The organism is Streptomyces sp. NPDC001549 (assembly GCF_042894025.1).
Classification (GTDB): Bacteria; Actinomycetota; Actinomycetes; order Streptomycetales; family Streptomycetaceae; genus Streptomyces; species Streptomyces kutzneri.
In genome coordinates this window covers 20,466-43,967 of the sequence record NZ_JBIAVJ010000023.1, presented here as the reverse complement: position 1 = coordinate 43,967, position 23,502 = coordinate 20,466, and the positions used below count along the sequence as shown (strand labels likewise).

Annotated in this window: 20 protein-coding genes; 13 read left to right on the top strand and 7 right to left on the bottom strand. The window is 71.8% G+C overall.

The features are described from left to right. Positions 1-89: 89 nt before the first annotated feature. From ACFY04_RS31045 to ACFY04_RS31035, 3 genes are all read right to left on the bottom strand, one after another. Complete coding sequence (locus ACFY04_RS31045; protein WP_389121820.1) at positions 90-806, bottom strand: DUF2993 domain-containing protein; 717 nt, start codon at positions 804-806, stop codon at positions 90-92. A gap of 63 nt (positions 807-869) precedes the next feature. Next, a complete protein-coding gene (locus tag ACFY04_RS31040; protein WP_389121819.1) occupies positions 870-2,444 on the bottom strand; it encodes a hypothetical protein in 1,575 nt (524 codons plus the stop codon). A 10-nt stretch (positions 2,445-2,454) separates the two neighbouring features. After that, positions 2,455-2,709 (bottom strand): MoaD/ThiS family protein, encoded by a 255-nt coding sequence (locus ACFY04_RS31035; RefSeq protein ID WP_030387258.1) that lies wholly within the window; start codon positions 2,707-2,709, stop codon positions 2,455-2,457. Positions 2,710-3,170: 461 nt separating this feature from the next. Between ACFY04_RS31035 and ACFY04_RS31030 the strand changes: the two genes are divergently transcribed. Together ACFY04_RS31030 and ACFY04_RS31025 are read left to right on the top strand one after the other, a co-directional pair. Further along, positions 3,171-3,968: a response regulator transcription factor gene (locus ACFY04_RS31030; RefSeq protein ID WP_389121817.1), complete on the top strand. Its 798-nt coding sequence runs from the start codon at positions 3,171-3,173 to the stop codon at positions 3,966-3,968. A 78-nt stretch (positions 3,969-4,046) separates the two neighbouring features. Further along, positions 4,047-5,069 carry a LacI family DNA-binding transcriptional regulator gene (locus tag ACFY04_RS31025; RefSeq protein ID WP_314254132.1) on the top strand — a complete coding sequence of 341 codons (1,023 nt, stop codon included), beginning with the start codon at positions 4,047-4,049 and terminating at the stop codon, positions 5,067-5,069. A 7-nt stretch (positions 5,070-5,076) separates the two neighbouring features. Here the strand turns inward: ACFY04_RS31025 and ACFY04_RS31020 are convergent, their stop codons facing one another. Continuing rightward, positions 5,077-6,138 (bottom strand): MerR family transcriptional regulator, encoded by a 1,062-nt coding sequence (locus tag ACFY04_RS31020; protein ID WP_389121816.1) that lies wholly within the window; start codon positions 6,136-6,138, stop codon positions 5,077-5,079. A gap of 141 nt (positions 6,139-6,279) precedes the next feature. Between ACFY04_RS31020 and ACFY04_RS31015 the strand changes: the two genes are divergently transcribed. From ACFY04_RS31015 to ACFY04_RS31005, 3 genes are all read left to right on the top strand, one after another. Beyond that, positions 6,280-7,518, top strand: a complete 1,239-nt coding sequence (locus ACFY04_RS31015; RefSeq protein ID WP_389121813.1) for a S1C family serine protease — start codon at positions 6,280-6,282, stop codon at positions 7,516-7,518. A 75-nt stretch (positions 7,519-7,593) separates the two neighbouring features. Continuing rightward, complete coding sequence (locus ACFY04_RS31010; protein ID WP_389121811.1) at positions 7,594-8,325, top strand: response regulator transcription factor; 732 nt, start codon at positions 7,594-7,596, stop codon at positions 8,323-8,325. Next, positions 8,322-9,767: an ATP-binding protein gene (locus ACFY04_RS31005; protein WP_389121808.1), complete on the top strand. Its 1,446-nt coding sequence runs from the start codon at positions 8,322-8,324 to the stop codon at positions 9,765-9,767. Before ACFY04_RS31010 ends, ACFY04_RS31005 begins: the two co-directional genes overlap by 4 nt. On the opposite strand, the gene ACFY04_RS31000 is transcribed toward ACFY04_RS31005, so the two are convergent. Beyond that, positions 9,747-10,655: a phosphatidylinositol-specific phospholipase C gene (locus ACFY04_RS31000; protein ID WP_389121805.1), complete on the bottom strand. Its 909-nt coding sequence runs from the start codon at positions 10,653-10,655 to the stop codon at positions 9,747-9,749. The genes ACFY04_RS31005 and ACFY04_RS31000 overlap by 21 nt on opposite strands. Before the next feature lie 75 nt (positions 10,656-10,730). Beyond that, positions 10,731-11,300, bottom strand: a complete 570-nt coding sequence (locus ACFY04_RS30995; RefSeq protein WP_389121803.1) for a TetR/AcrR family transcriptional regulator — start codon at positions 11,298-11,300, stop codon at positions 10,731-10,733. A gap of 125 nt (positions 11,301-11,425) precedes the next feature. On the opposite strand from ACFY04_RS30995, the gene ACFY04_RS30990 reads away from it, so the two are divergent. After that, positions 11,426-12,214: an alpha/beta fold hydrolase gene (locus ACFY04_RS30990; RefSeq protein WP_389121800.1), complete on the top strand. Its 789-nt coding sequence runs from the start codon at positions 11,426-11,428 to the stop codon at positions 12,212-12,214. Between the two features lie 97 nt (positions 12,215-12,311). Here the strand turns inward: ACFY04_RS30990 and ACFY04_RS30985 are convergent, their stop codons facing one another. After that, positions 12,312-14,129: a bifunctional metallophosphatase/5'-nucleotidase gene (locus ACFY04_RS30985; protein WP_389121799.1), complete on the bottom strand. Its 1,818-nt coding sequence runs from the start codon at positions 14,127-14,129 to the stop codon at positions 12,312-12,314. 169 nt (positions 14,130-14,298) lie between these two features. Here ACFY04_RS30985 and mshD point away from each other — a divergent pair, with 169 nt between their 5' ends. The 7 genes from mshD to pstB all read left to right on the top strand — a co-directional run bounded on the left by mshD (position 14,299) and on the right by pstB (position 23,366). Continuing rightward, complete coding sequence (mshD, locus tag ACFY04_RS30980) at positions 14,299-15,225, top strand: mycothiol synthase (RefSeq protein WP_389121796.1); 927 nt, start codon at positions 14,299-14,301, stop codon at positions 15,223-15,225. A 548-nt stretch (positions 15,226-15,773) separates the two neighbouring features. Continuing rightward, positions 15,774-18,035, top strand: coding sequence for an RNA degradosome polyphosphate kinase (locus tag ACFY04_RS30975; protein ID WP_389121795.1), 2,262 nt, complete (start codon positions 15,774-15,776; stop codon positions 18,033-18,035). After that, positions 18,016-18,975 (top strand): CHAD domain-containing protein, encoded by a 960-nt coding sequence (locus ACFY04_RS30970; protein WP_389121793.1) that lies wholly within the window; start codon positions 18,016-18,018, stop codon positions 18,973-18,975. The genes ACFY04_RS30975 and ACFY04_RS30970 overlap by 20 nt, the downstream gene beginning before the upstream one ends. A gap of 247 nt (positions 18,976-19,222) precedes the next feature. Continuing rightward, positions 19,223-20,359 (top strand): phosphate ABC transporter substrate-binding protein PstS, encoded by a 1,137-nt coding sequence (gene pstS / locus ACFY04_RS30965; protein ID WP_373045644.1) that lies wholly within the window; start codon positions 19,223-19,225, stop codon positions 20,357-20,359. Positions 20,360-20,488: 129 nt separating this feature from the next. After that, positions 20,489-21,478, top strand: a complete 990-nt coding sequence (pstC, locus tag ACFY04_RS30960) for a phosphate ABC transporter permease subunit PstC (protein WP_389121790.1) — start codon at positions 20,489-20,491, stop codon at positions 21,476-21,478. Then, positions 21,478-22,560 carry a phosphate ABC transporter permease PstA gene (gene pstA / locus ACFY04_RS30955; protein WP_389121788.1) on the top strand — a complete coding sequence of 361 codons (1,083 nt, stop codon included), beginning with the start codon at positions 21,478-21,480 and terminating at the stop codon, positions 22,558-22,560. Before pstC ends, pstA begins: the two co-directional genes overlap by 1 nt. Before the next feature lie 29 nt (positions 22,561-22,589). Continuing rightward, a complete protein-coding gene (pstB, locus tag ACFY04_RS30950) occupies positions 22,590-23,366 on the top strand; it encodes a phosphate ABC transporter ATP-binding protein PstB (protein WP_383201001.1) in 777 nt (258 codons plus the stop codon). Positions 23,367-23,502: the final 136 nt, after the last annotated feature.

Below are 23,502 nucleotides of genomic sequence, written 5' to 3'. Positions count from 1 at the left end.
TATTGGGATACGGGGACCCCGGGCGGCCGTCTCGCCGCCCCCGGGGCCTGCCGTGCGGCCCGTCCTTCTGCGGATCGGACCGCGCTGTCTCACGATCCGGCCACCACCACGTTCGTGCCGCCCAGCGTGAGGTGCACACCAGCCTCGTCCGAGGTCAGGGACGAGAGCTGGAGTCCGGCCGGCATGCCGCTGCCGAGATCGCGGTCGAAGTCGGTCCTCTTCCGGATCTCCTTCTCGACCAGCGGAACACCCCCGCCGGGCACCTCGTCGGCACGCACGCGGACGATCTTGCCGCCCTTTCCGCCCGGCGCGTCCTCAAGGGTGACGGTCGACACCACGCCGTGCGTCAGGGTCTTGCCGAAGACGTTTACGGTCGCGGTGACCTTCACCTTGCCCGGCGCCCCGCCGTAGGAGAGGGTCGCGCCGGTCTGGGAGGCCGCCGTCAGGTCGGCGTACGTGATGAGCGCGCTGCCCTCGGCCCGGTCGGCGGTGCCGCCGCTGTAATCACCGTTCAGCTTCACGCCCCGGAAGCTCGCGTCCAGCTCCGACAGCCGCGTCTTGCGGTCCTCGGCGGTGATCTCGACGCCCCGCAGCTTCAGGTCGACCCGGTCGAGGTCGCGGCTGAGCACCTGGGTCAGGAAGGGGAAGCCGTGGACCTCCACCTCCGAGGAACCGGCCAGGCCCTGCCGCGCCTGTATTCGGTCGGCCAGCCGGTTCTCGACGTAACTCGCAGCCCAGCGGTCCACGCCCACGAACAGGGCCCCCAGAACCACTCCGATGATCACAACGACGCGCAGGAAACGCACGTTCCCTCCCCCTACTAATCGGTACGTGCGTTCTAGTTGACCATGCCCGTCGTCAGGCAGGGATCAGCCCACCACCCGGCCGATCAGATACACGGCGGGGGCGGCCGCCGCGAGCGGCAGGGCCACACCGGCCGTCATGTGCACGAACTTCGACGGGTAGTCGTACGCCGCCACGCGCAGCCCGACCAGCGCGCACACCCCGGCGACGAGGCCGATCAGCGCCCCGCCCGTACCGACCGGGGTCAGCCCGCCGACCGCGATGCCCGCGCCGGCGGCCGCGGCCAGCGAGACGCCGACCGAGGGGGCGGTGGGCAGCGGCAGCGCACGGGCGAAGACGGCGACCGCGACGGCCGCGGCGCCGACCGTGGCGGCGGCGGAATCGGCCGCGAGATAGCCGGCGCAGATGATGGCGAGGGCGGCCGAGGCCACCGAGGCCATCAGCCCGTACATCCGCTCGTCGGGATCGGCGTGGCTGCGCAGCTGCAGGACGAGCGTGAGCAGCACCCAGGCGCCGAGGGTCCCGACGATCGCGCCGGGTCCGTGCATGGGGTCGACGGCGAGCACGGCCACGTCGGCGACGACGGCTCCGGCGAAGGCGAGGGCGATGCCCTGGCGGGCTGGCCACATGCCGTTGAGGCGGAACCAGCCGGCCGCTGTGAGGCCCTGCAGGGCGATCAGCGGCAGGAGCAGGGCGTACTGCCCGAGGGCGGCGGCCACGGCGAGCAGCAGCCCGAGGACCGCGGTCAGTATGGCCGACTGCGGACCGGGGTCGATGATCGGCGACCGGCCCTCGGCGCGCGCCTGGGCGGGGTCGACGGCGCGCAGCGTGTTGCCGGCGAGGGTGGGCGGGGACCAGGAGGTGATCTCCTGCGGCTCGCCGGGGGCCTCGGCCGGGTCCTCGCCCGGGGTGGCCGCCGCCTGGGGCGGCAGTCCCCCGGCTACCGCTGGGAGGTACCCCCGGGCGGACTGTCCGGCGGCGGGCGCGTCCACCACCGGCGGCATGTACGCGGTCTCCTCGACCGGCGGCGACTGCCGGGGCCGGTGCTGCTGGGGCTGCTGGTCGTGCCCGGGGCCCGGGTACGGCGGCAGGTAGGCCGTCTCGGCGCCCTGCGGCCAGTCCTGGACCGGAGCCCCGGCAGGGGCCTGGGCCTGGGCCTGGACCGCATCTTGGAACCAGCCCTCCGGAGCCACCGGCTGCTGCTGGTGCTCCTGCCGGGGCTGGTACTGCTGGTCGTGCCCGGGGCCCGAGTACGGCGGCAGGTAGGCCGTCTCGGCGCCCTGCGGCCAGTTCTGGACCGGAGCCGCGGCGGGCGCCTGGGCCTCGTCCCGGAACCAGCCCTCCGGAGCCACCGGCTGCTGGTACGGCTCGGGGGCCGGGGCGTAGCCGCCGGCGGCAGGGGTGGAGCCGTCCGGCCAGGGGCCCGGGGCGGCAGGGGCCGCCGGGGCCTCCTCGCGGAACCAGCCCTCGGGCGCCACCGGCTGCCCGGGCACCGCGCCCAGCGGCGGATGCACCGGCTGGTAGCTGGTGTCCCAGGTGTCGGACTGCCAGGTCTGGGTCCCGTACGGGTCCTCCTGCTGCTGGTGCTGCTGGTGCTGCTGCGCGTACTGCCGGCGCTGCTGTTCCTCAGGGGTACTCATCGGCTCCCGCTCACCCGCCCGCGAACGGCGGGAGCACCTCGACGGTGCCCCCCTCGGTCAGCGGGACGGAATCATGCGGGCGCTTGCCCACAGGCTCGTCGTTCACGAGGAAGGAGCAGCGCAGCAGGACCCGGGTCAGCTCCCCGGGGTGGCGCTCCCGCACGGCGTCGAGCGCCTCGGCCAGTGTGCCCGCCGAGTACGGCTCCTCCGCCGTCTTGGCCGCGGCCTTGGCCGCCGCCCAGTAGCGGATGGTTCCGGTTGCCACTGCTGCTCCTATCGTCGGCTCTCTACCGTCGGCCTCCATGATGGCCCCTCCCACCGCTGACCCCGGTGTGCCCCGACGCGCCGGGTGTGCGCCCGGGCGGCCCCGAGGTACCGGTCGGCGGGCCCCCGATCCGGTGAAACCTGGGCATACGCAGGGCGGGAGCGTGGCATGAACCACAGAAGTGGAAGAGGAAGAAGCCTCGGCCACGCATCGACGGGTGGGCTATTCTGCTTGGCGAGAGGATCCGGGCAACGTTGCCCCCGGGTCCTTTTGTGCTTTCAGCACGTTGAACGAACCGAGAACAGTGGTATCCATGCGGACCCCAGGGCGCGGGGACCGCCGGGACGCCGGGCAAGACGTACGAAGCAGTACCACGCATGTCCTCGACGGGACCGAGGAGGAACCGACGTGATGGACCAGCGAACCGTGCACCACCGTCCGACCCGGGCAGGTGGTCGGTCGTGAGCTCACTCCTGCTGCTCACCAACGCCCTGCAGCCGTCCACCGAGGTGCTGCCCGCCCTCGGCCTGCTGCTGCACAACGTCCGGGTCGCCCCGGCCGAGGGCCCCGCCCTGGTGGACACCCCGGGAGCCGATGTCATCCTCGTGGACGGCCGCCGCGACCTGCCGCAGGTGCGGTCGCTGTGCCAGCTGCTCCGCTCCACCGGGCCCGGCTGTCCGCTGATCCTGGTCGTCACCGAGGGCGGCCTGGCGGCCGTCACCGCCGACTGGGGCATCGACGACGTCCTCCTGGACACCGCGGGACCGGCCGAGGTCGAGGCGCGGCTGCGACTGGCCACCGGCCGCCAGCAGCTGGGCTCGGACGACTCTCCGATGGAGATCCGCAACGGCGACCTGTCGGTGGACGAGGCCACGTACTCCGCCAAGCTCAAGGGGCGGGTGCTGGACCTCACCTTCAAGGAGTTCGAGCTGCTCAAGTACCTCGCGCAGCACCCGGGCCGGGTCTTCACCCGCGCCCAGCTGCTGCAGGAGGTGTGGGGCTACGACTACTTCGGCGGCACCCGGACCGTCGACGTGCACGTACGGCGGCTGCGCGCGAAGCTCGGCCCCGAGCACGAGTCCCTGATCGGCACGGTCCGCAACGTCGGCTACCGCTTCGTCACGCCGGAGAAGGTCGAGCGGGCGGCGGCGGAAGCCGCGGCCCAGGCGGCGGCCAAGGCCGCGGCCCAGGCCGCCGCGCAGACGGCACCGCAGACGGCCGCGCAGACCACCGCGCAGCAGGCTTCGTCCGTCACCTGATCGGCCCAACGCGTTGTGAGCATCCACTCGGCAGGACGCCCTGCCCAGAGGTAGGTCACCCCGCGTAGACTGCCGCGCGTGGCCAAGGTGACGCGGGACGACGTGGCGCGACTTGCGGGTACCTCTACCGCCGTCGTGAGCTACGTCATCAACAACGGACCCCGGCCGGTTGCCCCGGCCACGCGCGAGCGTGTCCTCGCTGCGATCAAGGAGCTGGGCTACCGCCCGGACCGGGTCGCCCAGGCGATGGCCTCGCGGCGCACCGACCTCATAGGCATGATCGTCCCGGACGCCCGCCAGCCGTTCTTCGCGGAGATGGCGCACGCGGTCGAACAGGCCGCCGCCGAGCGCGGGAAAATGGTGCTGGTCGGCAACTCCGACTACCGCACCGAGCGCGAGGTCCACTACCTGCGGGCCTTCCTCGGCATGCGGGTGTCGGGCCTGATCCTGGTCAGCCAGGGCATGAGCGAGCAGGCCGCCAGCGAGATCGAGGCCTGGGACGCGCGGGTCGTGCTGCTGCACGAGCGGCCGGAGGCGATCGACGACGTAGCCGTCGTCACGGACGACATCGGCGGCGCCCAGCTCGCCACCCGCCACCTGCTGGAGCACGGGCACGAGTACGTGGCCTGCATCGGCGGCGTCGAGAACACCCCGTCCGTCGGCGACCCGGTCGCCGACCACGTCGAGGGCTGGCGCCGGGCCATGCAGGAGTCCGGCCGCTCGGTCGAGGGCCGGCTCATCGAGGCCCCGTACAACCGCTACGACGCGTACCGGGTCGCCCTGGAGGTCCTGGCACGGCCCGACCGGCCGACGGCCATCTTCTGCGCCACGGACGACCAGGCGATCGGTGTGCTGCGCGCCGCGCGCGAGCTGCGCATCGACGTGCCCGGGGAACTGGCCGTCGCGGGCTTCGACGACGTCAAGGAAGCCGCCCTCACCGACCCGCCGCTGACCACGATCGCCTCAGACCGCCCGGCGATGGCCCGCGCGGCCGTGGACCTGGTCCTGGACGACGGCCTGCGCGTGGCCGGCTCCCGACGGGAACGGCTGAAGCAGTTCCCGTCGGCGCTGGTGATCCGCCGCTCCTGCGGCTGCCGCTGAGCGCGGGTCACGCGTCCAGCGTGCACGGCATCAGCAGGGAGAAGGCGTCCTCGGTGCCGGGGCGCAGGAGCACCAGCGGGGCCTTGGGGCCGACGTACTCCAGCAGCATGTCGTCCCCGACGGCGAGCGCGTCGAGGAGGAAGGCGGGGTTGACCCCCACCCGGTCCCCGTCGACGCCGGAGCCGTAGCCGGACTCGAAGCCGGACTCGCAGGCGTCGTCGGCGACGGACACCGTGTCCGTCAGGACGAGGGCGCACCTTTCGCCGTCCTGTCCGGCCAGGCCCTGCCGCAGCGCCGGCACGTCCAGCGGGATGCGGCGGCCCTCGGGGAGCCGCGTCAGGCGGCGGTAGTCGGGGAACTCCTCGCCCAGGCCCTGCCCGGCGACCCGGTGGCCCTGCGTCTCCAGTTCGATCGCGTCCCCGTCGACGGTGAGCCGGGCCGGGGAGTCGCCGGTCAGCAGGGCCCGCATGGCGTCCACGAGCGGGGCGGGCACGGTCAGCTGGACGCGCTCGCCGCCGTGGCCGGTGGTGGAGGCGCGGGCCACGGCCATCCGGTAGCGGTCGGTGGCCACGACGTGCAGGTCTTCCCCCTCCACGTCGAAGAGGATCCCGCCGAGCACCGGCAGCTCGGGGTCGGTCCCGACGGCGAAGCGTACGGAGTCCAGCGCGGCCGCGAACTCCCTGGCGGGCACGGTCAGCCGGGCGGTGCGGGTGGTGGTGGTCATGGTGCTCTCCTTGGGTCCGAGTCGGGCGCGTACCGCGGAGAGCGCGCCGCGCGCATCGGCGAGCTCGCGTTCGAGCCGCCGCAGGTGCCCGTCCAGCAGCCGGGGCACCAGGCCGGTGTCCCCGCCGGACCAGGCCGCCAGGACCAGCCGGACGTCCGCGAGCGGCATCCCCGCCTGCCGGAGCCGGGCCAGCAGCCGGGCCTCGTCGAGCTGTTCGGGCGCGTACCAGCGGTATCCGGTCGCCGGATCCACCCGGGCGGGCGGCAGGACGCCCGCCCGGTCGTAGAAGCGCAACGCGCTCACGCCCAGCCCGCTGTCGCGGCCCATCTCGCCAATGCTGTGCATCTCGCTCTCCACACCCGTGACTCTGGGACCTCCACCAGGTCGAGGGTCAAGGCCGGTTCTCATGTCGGTCGCAGGCGGTTCTGTCGGGCTTCTCAGGCCTGACTCAGGAAGCTCTCATGATCTCCGGCCAGAGTCGTTGTCATGACCGACAGCTTCCGCCGCGAAGGCGAGTACCCGCAGGAGAACAGCCCGGCCCAGCACGCGCCGTTCGGCGAGGACTGGCAGCGCGGGCGGGACAGGCTGGCACAGGAGGCCGGAGCCGGAGCCGGGGCCGGGGCGGCGGCCTACCCGCCGCCGCCCTCGTACCCGCCGGCCGCGCCCGGCTGGCACGAGGCGCACCGGCCGCCGGTCATCCTGGGCGAGACGGTCCCGGCGGCCGCGGGCGGCGGCGGTGAGGGCGGCGGCCCTGGCCGGCCCGCCCACGCCGCGGCCCCCGCACCCCGTGCCAAGCGGCCCGTCGCGCTGCTGGCCGCCGTCGCGCTCGCCGCGGCCCTGGTCGGCGGTGGCACCGCGGCCGCCGTCCAGCAGCTGATGGACCGGCAGGCCGGCAGCACCGGCGGGGTCAACGGCACCAACGTCTCGCAGTCCAGCTCCGGCACCGTCGCCGGCGTCGCCGAGCAGGTCAGCCCCTCGGTCGTCCGGATCGACGTCCGCACCGGCTCCGGCCAGGGCACCGGCTCCGGCATCGTCCTCACCGCCGACGGCGAGATCGTCACCAACAACCACGTGGTGAGCGGCGCCGCCGAGATCCGGGTGACGATGAGCGACGGCAAGAAGTACCCCGCCAAGATCGTGGGCACCGACCCCGACAAGGACCTGGCCCTGATCAAGCTCCAGGGCGCCTCCGGGCTGAAGCCCGCCACGCTCGGCGACTCCGGCGGCGTCAAGGTCGGCGACCAGGTCGTCGCCATCGGCTCGCCCGACGGCCTCACCGGCACCGTCACCAGCGGCATCGTCTCCGCGCTGAACCGCGAGGTGAAGGTGCCGAAGTCGGAGCAGCAGGCCCCGCAGAGCCGGCAGCAGGGCGAGGACAGCTGGCCGTTCTCCTTCGGCGGCCGCCAGTTCAACGGGGACACCGGCTCCGACACCACCTCGTACAAGGCCCTCCAGACGGACGCCTCCCTCAACCCCGGCAACTCCGGCGGCGCCCTCGTCGACATGAACGGCCGGATCGTGGGCATGCCGTCGGCGATCTACTCCCCCGCCTCCGGCAACTCCGCCGCCGGCAGCGTCGGCCTCGGCTTCGCCATCCCGGTCGACACGATCAAGGCCGACCTGGACTCCCTGCGCAAGGGCGGCCCCGGCGGCGCGGGCTCCTCCGGTACGGGCAACGGTTCCGGCGCCGGCTCCGCCGCCAACGGCTTCGGCACCGGCTTCTGACCCACCCGTGCGAGGCTGGAGACGCCGTCACGTGCCGCACTCCACGGCCGACCACCACCCCTGGGAGACCCATCCATGAATCCCGCCGAAGGCGAAGCGCGGATCCTCGTCGTCGACGACGAACCGGCCGTACGCGAGGCCCTGCGCCGCAGTCTCGCCTTCGAGGGGTACGCCGTGCAGACCGCCGTCGACGGGCTCGACGCCCTCGACCGGGCGGCCTCGTACGCACCCGACCTGATCGTCCTGGACATCCAGATGCCCCGGATGGACGGGCTGACGGCCGCCCGCCGGCTGCGGGCCTCCGGCAGCGTCACACCGATCCTGATGCTCACCGCCCGCGACACCGTCGGCGACCGCGTCACCGGCCTCGACGCGGGCGCCGACGACTACCTCGTCAAGCCGTTCGAACTCGACGAGCTCTTCGCCCGCGTCCGCGCCCTGCTGCGCCGCAGCTCCTACGCCGCCTCGCAGGCCGCCGGCGAGAGCCACGAGGACGCCCTGACCTTCGGCGACCTGCGCATGGACCTCGCGACCCGCGAGGTCACCCGGGCCGGGCGGCCGGTGGAGCTGACCCGGACCGAGTTCACGCTGCTGGAGATGTTCCTCGCGCACCCGCGCCAGGTCCTGACCCGCGAGCAGATCCTCAAGACCGTATGGGGCTTCGACTTCGAGCCCAGCTCCAACTCCCTGGACGTGTACGTGATGTACCTGCGCCGCAAGACCGAGGCGGGCGGCGAGCCGCGCCTCGTCCACACCGTGCGCGGGGTCGGCTACGCCCTGCGCGCCGGCGAGAGCGGGCCGGAGTGAGGCCGGCGGCCAGATTCCGCGCGCTGCCGCTGCGCTCCCGCCTCGCCCTGCTGGTCACGGTGGCGGTGGCGCTCGCGGTCGCGGCCGTGGCGGCGGTGTCCTGGGTGATGGTCCGCACCCAGCTGCGCGAGCAGCTCGACCGCTCCCTGGAGGCGACGAACGTCGGCGCCGAGGTGAGCCGGACCCTGATGCAGAAGTACTGCCTCCCGCCGCCGCAGCAGGACCTGCAGCAGATCGCCGGGAACCTGAGCGCGACCGTCCAGATCGTCCTGCCCGACGGCAGCCACTGCTGGGTCGCCGGGCCGACCGCCCTGCCGGTGACCAAGGCCGACAAGGAGATCGCGGCGGGCAAGCGGGGCAAGACCCTGCAGACCGTGACGACCCCCGAGGGCGTCGAGATGCGCGTCTACACGATCCCGGTGGTGGTCCCCAACACCGGCGAGGTCTTCGGCGGCGTCTCCATCGCCAAACCGCTCGCCGATATCGACAAGCCGCTGTCCACCCTGGCCTGGGTGCTGCTCCTGGTCTGCGGCGTCGGAGCGGTCGGCGCGGGCGCGGCCGGCCTGTGGGTGGCCCGTGCGGGACTGCGGCCCGTCGACGAACTGACCGACGCGGTCGAGCACATCGCCCGCACCGAGGACCTGACGGTACGGATCCCCGACGCCGGAGACGACGAGATCGCCCGCCTGTCGCGGTCCTTCAACTCGATGACGGCGGCCCTCGCCTCCTCCCAGGAGCGCCAGGCCCAGCTGATCGCGGACGCGGGGCACGAGCTGCGTACCCCGCTGACCTCGCTGCGCACCAACATCGAGCTCCTCGCGCGCAGCGAGGAGACCGGCCGGGCCATTCCGCCCGACGACCGGCGGGAGCTGCTGGCCTCGGTCAAGGCGCAGATGACGGAGCTGGCCTCGCTGATCGGCGACCTGCAGGAGCTGTCGCGGCCGGACGCCGGAGCGGGGAGCCCGCTCCAGGTGGTCGCCCTGCACGAGATCGCCGGGGCCGCGCTGTCCCGGGCCCGGCTGCGCGGTCCGGAGCTGCGCTTCGACTCGGACCTGCGGCCCTGGTACGTACGGGGCGAGGCGGCCGCGCTGGAGCGGGCGGTGGTCAACGTCCTGGACAACGCGGTGAAGTTCAGCCCGCCGGGTGGCACGGTCGCGGTGACGCTGCGGGCGGGCGAGCTGACCGTACGGGACCACGGTCCGGGCATCCCGGCCGAGGACCTGCCGCACGTCTTCGAGCGGTTCTGGCGGTCCGAGCCGGCCCGCGCCCTGCCCGGCAGCGGGCTGGGCCTGTCGATCGTGGCCCGTACGACGGCGCGGGCCGGCGGCAGCGCCGAACTGCGGGCGGCGGCCGACGGCGGCCCGGGCACGGAGGCGGTGCTCCGCATCCCGGGGGCGCCGACTCCGCCGCCGTCCGATTTGTCAGTTGTGCCGGATCAGTGAGGCGACCAGGCCGGAGCGGGTGTTCGGGAAGTCCATCGGGACGATGCCGAGCCCGGTCCGGCCGACCAGCTCCCCGCCGTCGACGAAGGAGTGCACCTGCGGGTTCAGCCGGTCGGAGTTCCAGCGGGGCGGCATGTACGCCGCGGTGCTGACGTAGTTCACGAAGAGCTTGCCGGGCTGCTGGACGGCCTTGCGGAAGTGGTTCTCGATCCGGCCGCGCTTGGCGAAGGGCTCGGTGTTGTAGTCGTCCTGGATGTCGAAGACGTTGCCGTCGCCGTAGCGCAGGCCCGGCAGGCCGCCGTTGTCGGCGAGGAGGACCACCTTGCCGCGGGCCTGTCCCAGGGTGGGCAGGGTGCCGGCGATCCGGAACAGGGGCCGCCAGCCGCGGTTGTCCAGGTAGTCGTCGAAGACGGCGCGGAAGGTGGCGTCGCTCTCCCCGGAGTACTCCTGCTTGACGCGCATCAGGACGGTCTCGGAGGGGTGCGCGGCGAGGAAGTTCCAGCAGGCGACGAGGACGTCCCCGAACATCAGGTCCTGGAAGAAGGCCGCGTGGTGGATGGCGAATGAGCCGCCCGCGACCCGGCAGCGGATGTCGAGGAAGCGGATTCCGGAATCGAGCTGCTGGGCGATCGAGGTGTTCTGGCAGGCGACGTAGAGGCCGCCCTTGGTGGCTCCGGAGTCGTGGGTGCCGGGGATGGTCATGCGCTGGAGGGCGGTGGAGTCGCCGAGGCCGGCCATCCAGTCCTGGGTGCCGAGTGCGGCGGCCGAGGCGGGTGCGGCTCCCAGTCCGACGGCCGCGCCCGCGGCCAGTGCTCCGGCCAGAAACGCCCGCCGGTCCATGCGCGCTCTCGTGACCGTGCCCATGCCGATGCCCATGCCGATGCCCATGCCCGCCCCTTTGCCGACCCGGTGATGGCCGGATTATGGCGTGCACACGTCAGCTTTGCTACCTGTCGGTAGCGGTCAGCTTTCGAGCAGCTCGACCATGGACCGCAGCCCCTGGAGGAGCTCCCGGCCGTCGGGCGCCTGCTCCGGATCGGTCAGGGTCTGCACCATCACCCCGCTGAGCAGCGCGATGTGCATCGAGCCGAGGGCCCGTACGTCCGCCTCGGAGACCTCCTCCTGCGGCACCCCGCGCAGGGCCGCGGCCACCATCCGCCGGTTTCGGCGCTGCCCCTCGGCGAGGATCGCGAGCAGCTCGGGCGAGGACTGCGCGTGGACGAATGCCTCGACGGAAGCCAGCCAGAGCCAGCGCATCTCGCCGAAGTCGCGGATCTTGCGGTCCCAGGTGTCGGCGTAGCGCTCCCCCGGGGTCTCGCCCTCACCGGTGAGGCGGCCGGACCCCGCGGCCCACTCCTCCATGGCGGCGAACAGGGCCTGGTTGAGGAGGGCCTCCCGGGATCCGAAGTGGTAGCCGATCGCGGCCATGCTCACCTCCGAGGCCGTGGCGATGTCGCGCACGGTCGTGCGCAGGTAGCCCTTCTCCTCCAGGCAGCGCCGGGCTCCGGCCAGCAGGTCCTCGCGATTTCCCATGCGGGGATCGTAGCCGTGCCCCATTGAGGCAAGCGCCCAAGACAAACGTATTGCGCGCTTGCCCAAATCCTGGCAGGCTGCAGGCACCGGGAGATCGGAAGACCGGCGAAACGGGGAGGACCACCATGCAGCGCCACGAGATGAAGATCGACGACCGCACCCTGTCCTACGTGGACTCCGGCGGCACCGGCCGCCCACTGCTGGCCCTGCACGGCGGACTGTCCGAGGGCCTCGCCTTCGCCGGACTCGCCGCGCACCTCGGCGACGCCTGGCGGGTCATCGCCCCCGACCAGCGCGGCCACGGCAGCTCCGACCGGGCCCCGCACTACCGCCGCGAGGGCTACGTCTCCGACGCCGTCGCCCTCCTCGACCACCTCGGCCTGGACGCCCCCGTCGCCCTCCTCGGCTACTCCCTCGGCGGCCTCAACGCCTACCACCTCGCCGCCGCCCACCCCGACCGGATTTCCGCACTCGCCGACGTCGACGCCACCGTCGAGATCCACCCCACCACCGAGGGCCCCCTCTTCGACTTCCTGCACGGCATGCGGTACACCGCCCCCACCCGCGGGGAACTCCTCGAAGCCGCCGGGCCGGTGGGCGCCCAGTTCGTCGAGCAGGCCCTGCGCCCGCTCCCCTCCGGCGAGGGCTGGCGGCTGCCGTTCCACCCTCAGGACATGCTCGACTCCATCGAGGCCTGCCGGGGCGACCACTGGGACGCCTGGCTCGCGAGCACCTGCCCGGCCCTACTGATCCACGGCACCCGCAGCCAGGCCCTCACCCGGGCCGTGGCCGACGCGATGGTCGCCCGGCGCCCGAAGGCCTCGTACGCGGCCCTCGACGGCGACCACTTCGTACCGTTCACGGACCCGGACGGCTTCCACACCGCGGTCGGGACGTTCCTGTCCACCCTCTGATCCGCCTGATCCCCGCGCCACGGCGGTGCACCGGGAAATGCCGAAGGGGCGGCGGGCCCGTGGCCCGCCGCCCCCTCCGGGACTACCGCACGCGGTGCTACTTGATGACGGTGATCCGGTTCGCCGCCGACGGGGCGATCGGGGCCGCCGCCGAGGAGTTCTTCGTCAGGTAGGCGTTGAAGCAGTCCAGGTCGGACGCGCCCACCAGCTTGTTCTTGTGCTCCTTCAGGACGGTGAAGCCGTCACCGCCGCCCGCGAGGAACTCGTTCATCGCGACCCGGTAGGTCTTGGCGGGGTCGATCGGCGCGCCGTTCAGCTTCACCGAGTCCACGACGATGCGGTCCACGCCCGCCTTCGTCATGTCCAGGGTGTACGTGAAGCCCTTCGACACCTGCAGGATCTTCGGGTTCGGCCCGTTGACCGGACCGCTGACCTGCTGCTGGAGCGCGGTGATCAGCTGCGCGCCGGTCAGGTCCACGATGTTCATCATGTTGGTGAACGGCTGGACCGTGAAGGACTCGCCGTACGTCACCACACCGTCGCCCTCGTCACCCGAGGCCTTGTAGGCGAGGTCCGAGCGGATGCCGCCCGGGTTCATGACGGCCAGCTGCGCGCCGCCCTTGTCCGCCGGGGCGAGCGCTTCGAGCTGCGCGTCGGCGATCAGGTCGCCGAGCGGCTTCTCGGGCGCCTCGGAACCGCGGCCGGGGATGTCGGCCGAGATGAAGCCCTGCGGACGGTTGGCGATCGGGGCCGCCAGCGCCTTCCAGCGGTCGATCAGCTCGGTCATGTCCGGGGCCTTCGGCTGGTCCCGGCCCACGATCTTGTTCACCGGCTTCGGCGAGGTGACCGGCGTACGGACGATGTCCTTGGTCTGCCGGTCGTAGGTGAGGGTGGTGTCGGTGAACAGGCGGCCGATGGAGGCGGCCGAGGTCACCGTACGCGGGTTGCCCGCCGGGTCCGGGATGTTGCAGGCGTAGGCCTGGTGCGTGTGGCCGGTGACCAGCGCGTCGACCTTGGCGTCCACGTTCTTGGCGATGTCCACGATCGCGCCCGAGATGCCGGCGCCGGCACCCGGGACGTTGCAGTCGTAGTTGTACGCGCCGCTGGCGGGCAGGCCGCCCTCGTGGATCAGCGCGACGATCGACTTCACGCCCTGCTTGTTCAGCTCGGCGGCGTACTTGTTGATCGTCTCGATCTCGTCGCCGAACTTGAGGCCCTTGACGCCCTCGGCGGTCACGACGTCCGGAGTGCCCTCCAGGGTGACGCCGATGAAGCCGATCTTCACGTCCCCCTTCTTCCAGACGTAGGTGGGCGACATCAGCGGACGCTTGGTCTTCTCGTCCGTGACGTTCGCGGCGAGGTACTGGAATTCGGCGCCGGTGAACTCCTTGCCGTACTCGAAGCAGCCCTCGACCGGGTGGCAGCCGCCGTAGCCCATGCGGCGCAGCTCGGTCTTGCCCTCGTCGAACTCGTGGTTGCCGACGCTGGACACGTCCAGGCCGATCTTGTTCAGCGCCTCGATGCTCGGCTCGTCGTGGAAGAGCCCGGACAGCATCGGGCTGCCGCCGATCATGTCACCGGCCGCGGCCGTGACGGAGTACTCGTGGCCCTTGCGGGCCTCGCGCAGGCTGGTCGCGAGGTACTCGACACCGCCCGCGGGTATGGCCTTGGTGGTGCCGTCGGCCTGACGCTCGGTCACGGTGCCGGAAGAGCCCTGCGGGGGCTCCAGCGTGCCGTGGAAGTCGTTGAACGACAGCATCTGCACATCGACGGTCCGGCTCTTGGCCGCACCGCCACCACTCGCGGCACCGGCCGGAAGTGCGGCGGCGACCATGGCCCCGGCCCCGGCCGTGACGGCGAGGGCGGTGAGGGTCAACCGGCGGGTTCGGCGGTGCCGTTGTGGCGTCGCTGACATTTAGTCCCCTTATGTGACAGAGGTAAGACATGGGAGGTCCGCCGAAGCCTATGGTCAACGCGCGTAGCTCTACCAGGGGGTAGCGGTATCGCGTTGGTTACGCGCAGAAGAAGGACCGACCTCGCGCCCGCACTCCGCCCCTCCCCCGTGACGGTCGTAGGCTCGTGCCATGACTGACGCAGCAGCGGCCCTGGAGCCGGGACGGCAGATTCAGACTCTCGACGAGCTGACGGAGGAACAGGCGATCGCCGTACTCGAACTCATCGAGGACGCGGCGCGTACGGACGGCACCACCGCCGTGTCCGAACAGGGACGGCTCCAGCTGCGCGGCGGACCGCGCGAGGGCATCCGGCACTTCCTGCTCACCGAGGGCGGCCGGCTCTCCGCTTACGGGCAACTGGAGGACACCGACCCGGTGGAGGCCCCGGCCGCCGAGCTCGTCGTGCACCCGGCCCTGCGCGGTCGCGGGCACGGGCGGGCCATGGGCACGGCCCTGCTGGCCGCCTCCGGCAAGCGGCTGCGGGTATGGGCGCACGGCGGCAAGTCGGCCGCCCGGCACCTCGCGCAGGTCCTCGGCCTGACCCTCTTCCGCGAGCTGCGCCAGCTGCGCCGGCCGCTGGCCGGCGGGGACCCGCTGCCGGAGCCGGTGCTCCCGCCCGGGGTGACCGTACGGACCTTCGTGCCCGGCGCCGACGACGCGGCCTGGCTCACGGCGAACGCCGCCGCCTTCGCCCATCACCCCGAGCAGGGCTCGCTGACCCAGCGCGACCTGGACGACCGGATCGCGCAGCCGTGGTTCGACCCCAAGGGCTTCTTCCTCGCGGAGCGCGACGGCGAGCTCGTCGGCTTCCACTGGACGAAGGTCCACGCGGCGGAGCTGCTGGGCGAGGTCTACGTGGTCGGCGTCCGCCCGGGCGCCCAGGGCGGCGGCCTCGGCAAGGCCCTCACCGCCATCGGCCTGCGCCACCTGGCGGCCCAGGGCCTGCCGACGGCCATGCTCTACGTGGACGCCGACAACCCCGCGGCCCTGGCCGTGTACGAGGGCCTCGGCTTCACCACCCACGAGGTCGACCTGATGTACCGCACGGAAAGCTGACCCGTTCCCCCGCGCCGCCCCTTCCACCCCCGCCGGGCCAGACTCAGACCCGCCGGGCCAAATCCAGCCCCGCCGCCACCTTCAGCCCCGCCGGCGCTTGAGGCGCGGGGTCCGGGGGCGGAGCCCCGATCCTTCCGCCCCGCCGCCACCTTCAGCCCCGCCGGCGTTCGAGGCGCGGGGTCCGGGGGCGGAGCCCCGATCCTTCCGCCCCGCCACCACCTTCAGCCCCGCCGGCGTTTGAGGCGCGGGGTCCGGGGCGGAGCCCCGATCTTTCGGCCCCGCCGGCGATCGAGGCGCGGGTCCGGGCAGCGCCCGGACCCGGGGAACCCAAGGCCGAGCCCCCCGCAGGGGCCGCGCACGCCGGGGCGCACCGGCCCCCGCACCCCCGCCGGGAGGCGACTCGTGCGCCATCCGGACCCGGGAAGCCACACGCCATTAACCAGGCATTCAGACGCGCTTGCGACTCTCCCCCAATGCAGCCCCGACTCCGACTGACGGCCGACTCTTCCGACGTGCCTGTCCTCCCGCGTGCGCGGAAGAATGGAGTCATGAGCCACCAGCCCAGCGCAGGCCCCACCGAGGTCCCCGCCCAGCACCCGTCTCACACCCCCGCCGCCCCCGGCCGGTCCGTCACCGGAGCCCACGCCCGCATAGGTTCCATCTCGGCGCACCGCCCGCACGTCGACCTGGAGCCCGATCTCGACGCGGATCTGGACGCCTACGACGACAAGGACAGCGACGAGCTCCCGCCGGGACGCTTCCTCGACCGGGAGCGCAGCTGGCTCGCCTTCAACGAGCGGGTGCTGGAGCTCGCCGAGGATCCGACGACGCCCCTGCTGGAGCGCGCCAACTTCCTGGCGATCTTCGCGAGCAACCTCGACGAGTTCTTCATGGTGCGCGTGGCCGGCCTCAAACGGCGTATCGCGACAGGTGTCGCCACCCGTTCGGCCTCCGGCCTGCAGCCCCGCGAGGTGCTGGACCTCATCTGGACGCGCTCGCGCGAGCTCATGGCCCGCCACGCCGCCTGCTTCCAGCAGGACATCTCCCCGGCACTCGCCGAGGAGGGCGTCCACCTCATCCGCTGGCCCGATCTGACCGAGAAGGAGCAGGCGCGCCTCTTCACCCTGTTCCGCAACCAGATCTTCCCGGTGCTGACCCCGCTGGCCGTGGACCCCGCGCACCCCTTCCCGTACATCTCCGGCCTCTCCCTGAACCTGGCCGTGGTCGTACGCAACCCCGTCAGCGGCCACCGCCACTTCGCCCGGGTCAAGGTCCCGCCGCTCCTCTCCCGCTTCCTGGAGGCCTCCCCGCAGCGCTACGTCCCGCTGGAGGACGTCATCGCCGCGCACCTGGAGGAGCTGTTCCCCGGCATGGAGGTGCTCGCGCACCACATGTTCCGGGTGACCCGCAACGAGGACCTGGAGGTCGAGGAGGACGACGCCGAGAACCTGCTCCAGGCCCTGGAGAAGGAGCTCATGCGGCGCCGCTTCGGCCCGCCCGTGCGCCTGGAGGTCGAGGAGTCCATCGACCCGGGCGTACTGGACCTGCTGGTGCAGGAGCTGAAGGTCAACGCCTCCGAGGTCTACCCGCTGCCCGGCCCGCTGGACCTGACCGCCCTCTTCGGGATCGCCTCGCTGGACATCCCGGAGCTCAAGTACCCGAAGTTCGTCGCCGGCACCCACCGCGACCTCGCCGAGGTCGAGTCCGCGTCCGCGCCCGACATCTTCGCCGCCCTGCGCGAGCGGGACGTCCTGCTGCACCACCCGTACGACTCCTTCTCCACCTCGGTGCAGGCCTTCCTGGAGCAGGCCGCCGCCGACCCGGACGTCCTCGCCATCAAGCAGACGCTCTACCGCACCTCCGGCGACTCCCCGATCGTGGACGCCCTGATCGACGCCGCCGACTCCGGCAAGCAGGTCCTCGTACTCGTCGAGATCAAGGCCCGCTTCGACGAGCAGGCCAACATCAAGTGGGCGCGCAAGCTGGAGGAGTCCGGCTGCCACGTCGTCTACGGGCTCGTCGGCCTCAAGACCCACTGCAAGCTGTCGCTCGTCGTCCGCCAGGAGGGCGAGACGCTGCGCCGCTACTCGCACGTGGGCACCGGCAACTACCACCCCAAGACCGCCCGGCTCTACGAGGACCTCGGCCTGCTCACCGCCGACCCGCAGGTCGGTGCGGACCTCTCCGACCTCTTCAACCGGCTGTCCGGCTACTCGCGCCGCGAGACCTACCGCCGGCTGATGGTGGCACCCCGCTCGCTGCGGGACGGACTGATAGCGCGGATCGACAAGGAGGCCGCCCACCACAAGGCCGGCCGCCCCGCCTACGTCCGGCTCAAGATGAACTCGATCGTCGACGAGGCCCTCATCGACTCGCTCTACCGGGCCTCCCAGGCGGGAGTGCCCGTCGACATCTGGGTGCGCGGCATCTGCGCCGTGCGCCCCGGAGTCCCCGGGCTCTCGGACAACATCCGGGCCCGCTCGATCCTCGGCCGCTTCCTGGAACACTCCCGGGTCTTCGCCTTCGGCAACGGCGGCGAACCCGAGGTGTGGATCGGCAGCGCCGACATGATGCACCGCAACCTCGACCGCCGTATCGAGGCACTGGTCAGGGTCGCCGACCCGGCCCACCGCGCGGCACTGGACCGGATGCTGGAAACCGGGATGTCCGACGCCACCTCCTCCTGGCACCTGGGCCCGGACGGCGAGTGGACCCGGCACAGCACGGATGCGGACGGCCAGCCGCTGCGGCACGTACAGGAGACGCTCATAGACGCCCGGAGGCGCCGGCGTGGCTCAGCCAAACCATGACCCGATTACGGCGACGGCGGACGCAGGTGCCGTGCTCGGCGCGTACCTGCGCGCCCAGGCCACCGCTTTCCTGCGCGCGCTGCGCCTACACGATGAAGGCACAGCGAGCGGGGCCGCCGAAGGAAGCGACGCGGCGCGCAGCCTGCGGGGGGCTGCGCGCCGCATCAGCGGTTCCCTGGCCACCTTCCGGATGGTGACCGAGTCCGCCTGGGCCGACGGGCTGCGCACCGAGCTGGTGTGGCTGTCCTCGACCCTGGCCGACGAGCACGCGTACGCGGCCCGGCTGACCCGCCTGATGGACGCCCTGCACCGGCTGTCGGGGTCCCCGGAACTGCCGGCGCCGCGCGGCTCGGCCGGCGCGTTGACGGTGGGCTCGGCGCGGGCCGGCGCACTGCTGGAACGGCAGCTGACCCTGGCCCGTACGCGCGCCCACTCGGCCACCCTCCAGGCGCTCGGCTCCTCCCGCTTCCACGCGGTGGCGGACGCGGTGGCGGTGCTCGCCTCGGAGGTCCCGCTGGACGCGGTCGCGGCCCGGGGGCGGGTGGCGGAGGTACTCGTCCCGCTGGCCGCCGTGGCCGAAACCCGCCTGTCGGCGGCGGTCGCGGCGCTGCCCCCGGTCGACGGGGCCCATCCGTACAACGCGGACCACGACGGGCTCTGGCACGAGGTCCGCCGCCTGCTGCGGGTCCACCGGTACGCGCGGGAGGCGCTCGGCGAGGACGTGACCCGCCCGGCGGCCGCGGGCGAGGCCCTGGACCGCCACCGTGACGCGGCCGAGGCGGCGACCGCCTCGGCGACGGCGGCCCGCACCCCGCGCATCGCCCCGGCGACGGCCTACGCCCTGGGCGTCCTGCACGCCGACCAGCGCCACGAGGTCGAGGCGGCCCGTCTCGAATTCCAGCATCTCTGGCTTCCCGAGCCCGCGGTCACGCCGCGATAACGTGCGGATAACGGATGATGACGACTGTGTGCGACCGGCCCGGGACGCACCGGGTCGTCCGCCACGGTTCACCATCCGTTCACTCGGCCCGGTCGGCTGCTTCACCTGTTCTGCCTAATTTCGGTGATGCACGGAGCGAGTCGCCCGGAGGTCGAGCAGCTCAGCCGCGCACAACCGACGCAGTCCTCTTCGCACGCCGCCCCGATCCAGAAAGCGGCCGGCGGCTTCTGGAAGGAACACCCGAAAAGTGAAGCTTCAGCGCAAGAACATGCTTCGTGCCTCCGCCCTCGGCGCGCTTGTCGTGTCCGGCGCCCTGGTCCTCACGGCGTGCGGCTCGGACGACAACACCAAGACCGCCGACGGCTCGGCGAAGCCCTCCGCGGCCGCCGCGGGCGACATCAAGTGCGACGACGCCAAGGGCAAGCTCCTGGCCTCCGGCTCCTCCGCGCAGAAGAACGCGATCGAGCTGTGGATCAAGAACTACATGGCCGCCTGCTCCGGCGTCGAGGTGAACTACAAGTCCTCCTCCTCCGGTGAGGGCATCGTCGCCTTCAACCAGGGCACGGTCGGTTTCGCCGGCTCCGACTCCGCGCTGAAGCCGGAGCAGGTCGAGGAGTCGAAGAAGATCTGCACCGGTGGCCAGGGCATCGACCTCCCGATGGTCGGCGGCCCCATCGCCCTCGGCTTCAACGTCGCCGGCGTGGACAAGCTGAACCTCGACGCCGCCACGGTCGCCAACATCTTCAACGACAAGATCAAGAAGTGGGACGACGAGGCGATCAAGAAGCTGAACCCCGGCGTCACGCTTCCCTCCACCGCCATCCAGGCCTTCCACCGCTCCGACGACTCGGGCACCACCGAGAACCTCACCAAGTACCTCAAGGCCACCGCGGGCGACGCCTGGCCGTACGAGGCCGCGAAGAAGTGGGCCGCCCCGGGCGGTCAGTCGGCCTCCGGCTCCTCCAGCGTCGCCGCCCAGGTCAAGCAGGTCGACGGTGCGATCGGCTACTTCGAGCTCTCCTTCGCCAGCTCGCAGAGCATCAAGACCGTCGACCTGAACACGGGTGCCTCCGCCCCGGTCAAGGCCAGCGGTGAGAACGCCTCCAAGGCCATCGCCGCCGCCAAGATCGCCGGCACCGGCTCCGACCTGGCCCTCAAGCTCGACTACACCACCAAGGCCGAGGGCGCCTACCCGCTCGTCCTGGTGACCTACGAGGTCGTCTGCGACAAGGGCAACAAGGCCGAGACGCTCCCGACCGTGAAGTCCTTCCTGAACTACGCCGCCTCGGACGCGGGCCAGAAGGTCCTCCTCGAGAACGGCTACGCGCCGATCCCGGCCGAGATCAACACCAAGGTCCGCGAGGTCATCAACACCCTCGGCTAAATGCTGACCCCCGAGGTGTCGGCCGCCCCCGTCCGGGCATCCGACACCTCGGGGACCCTTCCCCTCCACCCGGGGGAATCCGGTGCACCGCCGCCAGGGGGCCTGCCCCCCACACAGACCGGAAAGACCATGGCTTCCACCACACCCACCCAGATAGACACGGCTCCGCCTGTCACCCGTAGCGGAGGATCCACCGGTCGCGCCGGTGACAAGATCTTCGCCGGGCTCTCCAAGGGCTCCGGCATCCTGCTCCTGGTGATCATGGCGTCGATCGCCGCCTTCCTCACCTACCGCGCCTCGATCGCCCTGTCGAAGAACGAGGGGAACTTCCTCACCACCTTCGACTGGAACGCGTCGGCCAACCCGCCCGTCTTCGGCATCGCCGTCCTGCTCTTCGGCACCGTCATCAGCTCGATCGTCGCGATGGCCATCGCCGTCCCGATCGCTGTCGGCATCGCCCTGTTCATCTCGCACTACGCGCCGCGCAAGCTGGCCGCGCCCCTCGCGTACGTGGTCGACCTGCTGGCCGCCGTGCCGTCGATCATCTACGGCATCTGGGGCGCCCTCTTCCTCGTCCCGCAGCTCAACGGCCTGAACCTCTGGCTGGACGAGTACCTCGGCTGGACGTACGTGTTCGAGAAGACCCAGGTCGGCGTCGCCCGCTCGCTCTTCACCGTCGGCATCCTGCTCGCGATCATGATCCTGCCGATCGTGACCAGCGTCAGCCGTGAGGTCTTCCTCCAGGTCCCGCGCATGAACGAGGAGGCCGCCCTGGCCCTCGGCGCGACCCGCTGGGAGGTCATCCGCATGTCGGTGCTGCCCTTCGGCCGCTCCGGCGTCATCTCCGCCTCGATGCTCGGCCTCGGCCGCGCGCTCGGCGAGACCATGGCGGTCGCGACCGTCCTCTCCCCGAGCTTCCTGATCTCCGGTCACATCCTGAACCCGGGCGGCGGTACCTTCGCGCAGAACATCGCCGCGAAGTTCGACGAGGCCAACGAGTTCGGCCGCGACGCGCTGATCGCCTCCGGTCTCGTCCTCTTCCTGCTCACCCTGCTGGTCAACGGTGCAGCCCGCCTGATCATCGCTCGCCGCAAGGACTTCTCGGGGGCGAACGCCTGATGAGCCACGCAATCCAGGACCAGCGGCCCACCCGGGCCCGCAAGTCCGCCGCCCCCGCCTCCCTCACCCGCGGCGGCCTGCCCCGCTGGGCCCCGGCCGGCATCGCGGCCCTCTCGATCGCCCTCGGCTGCGGCATCGGCCTCGCCTTCGGCCTCGACAGCAAGGTCCAGTGGGGTCTGCTCGCGGCACTGCTCTTCATCGCCGTCACGTACACCGCCAGCGCGGTGGTCGAGAACCGCCGCCAGGCCAAGGACCGTGTCGCGACCTCCCTCGTGTGGGTCTGCTTCGTCCTCGCCGTCATCCCGCTGCTCTCGCTCATGTGGACGACGATCAGCCGCGGCATCGAGCTCCTCAGCGCCAACTTCCTCAGCCACTCCATGAACGGCGTGACCAGCTTCGACGAGGGCGGCGGCGTCTACCACGCCCTGCTCGGCACCATCGAGCAGGTCGCCCTCGCCACACTGATCGCGGCCCCCATCGGCCTGCTGACCGCCGTCTACCTGGTCGAGTACGGCAAGGGCCGCCTCGCCAAGTCCGTCACCTTCTTCGTCGACGTCATGACCGGCATCCCCTCCATCGTCGCGGGCCTGTTCATCCTGACGACCTGGAACCTGATGCTCGGCTTCGGCCCGTCCGGCTTCGCCGGCGCCATGGCCCTGTCGATCCTGATGATGCCGGTCGTGGTCCGCTCCACCGAGGAGATGCTCAAGCTCGTCCCGAACGAGCTGCGCGAGGCCGCCCTCGCCCTCGGTGTGCCGAAGTGGCGCGTGATCCTCAAGGTCGTGCTCCCGACCGCCATCGGCGGTATCTCCACCGGTGTGATGCTGGCCGTCGCCCGCATCGCCGGCGAGACCGCCCCGATCATGCTGCTGGTCTTCGGCTCCCAGCTGATCAACGGCAACCCCTTCGAAGGCGCCCAGTCCTCGCTCCCGCTCTACATTTGGGAGCAGTACAAGGTCGGCAGTGAAGCCTCCTACGACCGGGCATGGGCCGCAGCGCTCGTCCTGATCGCCTTCGTCATGATCCTCAATCTGGTGGCCCGCGGCATCGCCCGCTGGAAGGCCCCGAAGACCGGTCGCTGACGCGACTTATGAAAGCGAAGTGACCCCTCATGGCGAAGCGAATCGACGTCTCCGGACTGTCCGCCTTCTACGGCACCCACAAGGCCATCGATGACATCTCGATGACCGTGGAGCCCCGCTCCGTGACGGCCTTCATCGGCCCCTCCGGCTGCGGCAAGTCCACCTTCCTGCGCACCCTCAACCGCATGCACGAGGTCACCCCCGGCGGTCGCGTCGAGGGCAAGGTCCTGCTGGACGACGAAAACCTGTACGGCACCGGCGTGGACCCCGTCGCGGTCCGCCGCACGGTCGGCATGGTCTTCCAGCGCCCGAACCCCTTCCCCACCATGTCGATCTTCGACAACGTGGCGGCGGGCCTGCGGCTGAACGGCAGCTTCAAGAAGTCCGAGCTCACGGACGTAGTCGAGAAGTCGCTCCAGGGCGCCAACCTCTGGAACGAGGTCAAGGACCGCCTGAACAAGCCCGGCTCCGGCCTCTCCGGCGGCCAGCAGCAGCGTCTGTGCATCGCCCGCGCCATCGCGGTCGAGCCCCAGGTCCTGCTGATGGACGAGCCCTGCTCGGCCCTGGACCCGATCTCCACCCTGGCGATCGAGGACCTGATCGGCGAGCTCAAGGAGCGCTTCACGATCGTCATCGTGACGCACAACATGCAGCAGGCGGCCCGCGTCTCGGACCGCACCGCCTTCTTCAACCTCTCGGCCGTCGGCCAGCCCGGCAAGCTCATCGAGCTCGACGACACGGACCGGATCTTCTCGAACCCGTCCGTCCAGGCGACCGAGGACTACATCTCGGGTCGCTTCGGCTAAACCACGAGACACCGTGCGGCTCCGCCGCACGGCAAGACGTCCTGCGGTGCTGCATGGCGGTGCCACCGCAAGGCGAAAGAAAGAAAAGGGCCGGCTCCCCCTGGGTGGGGGGAGCCGGCCCGCTTTCGTCCGGGTC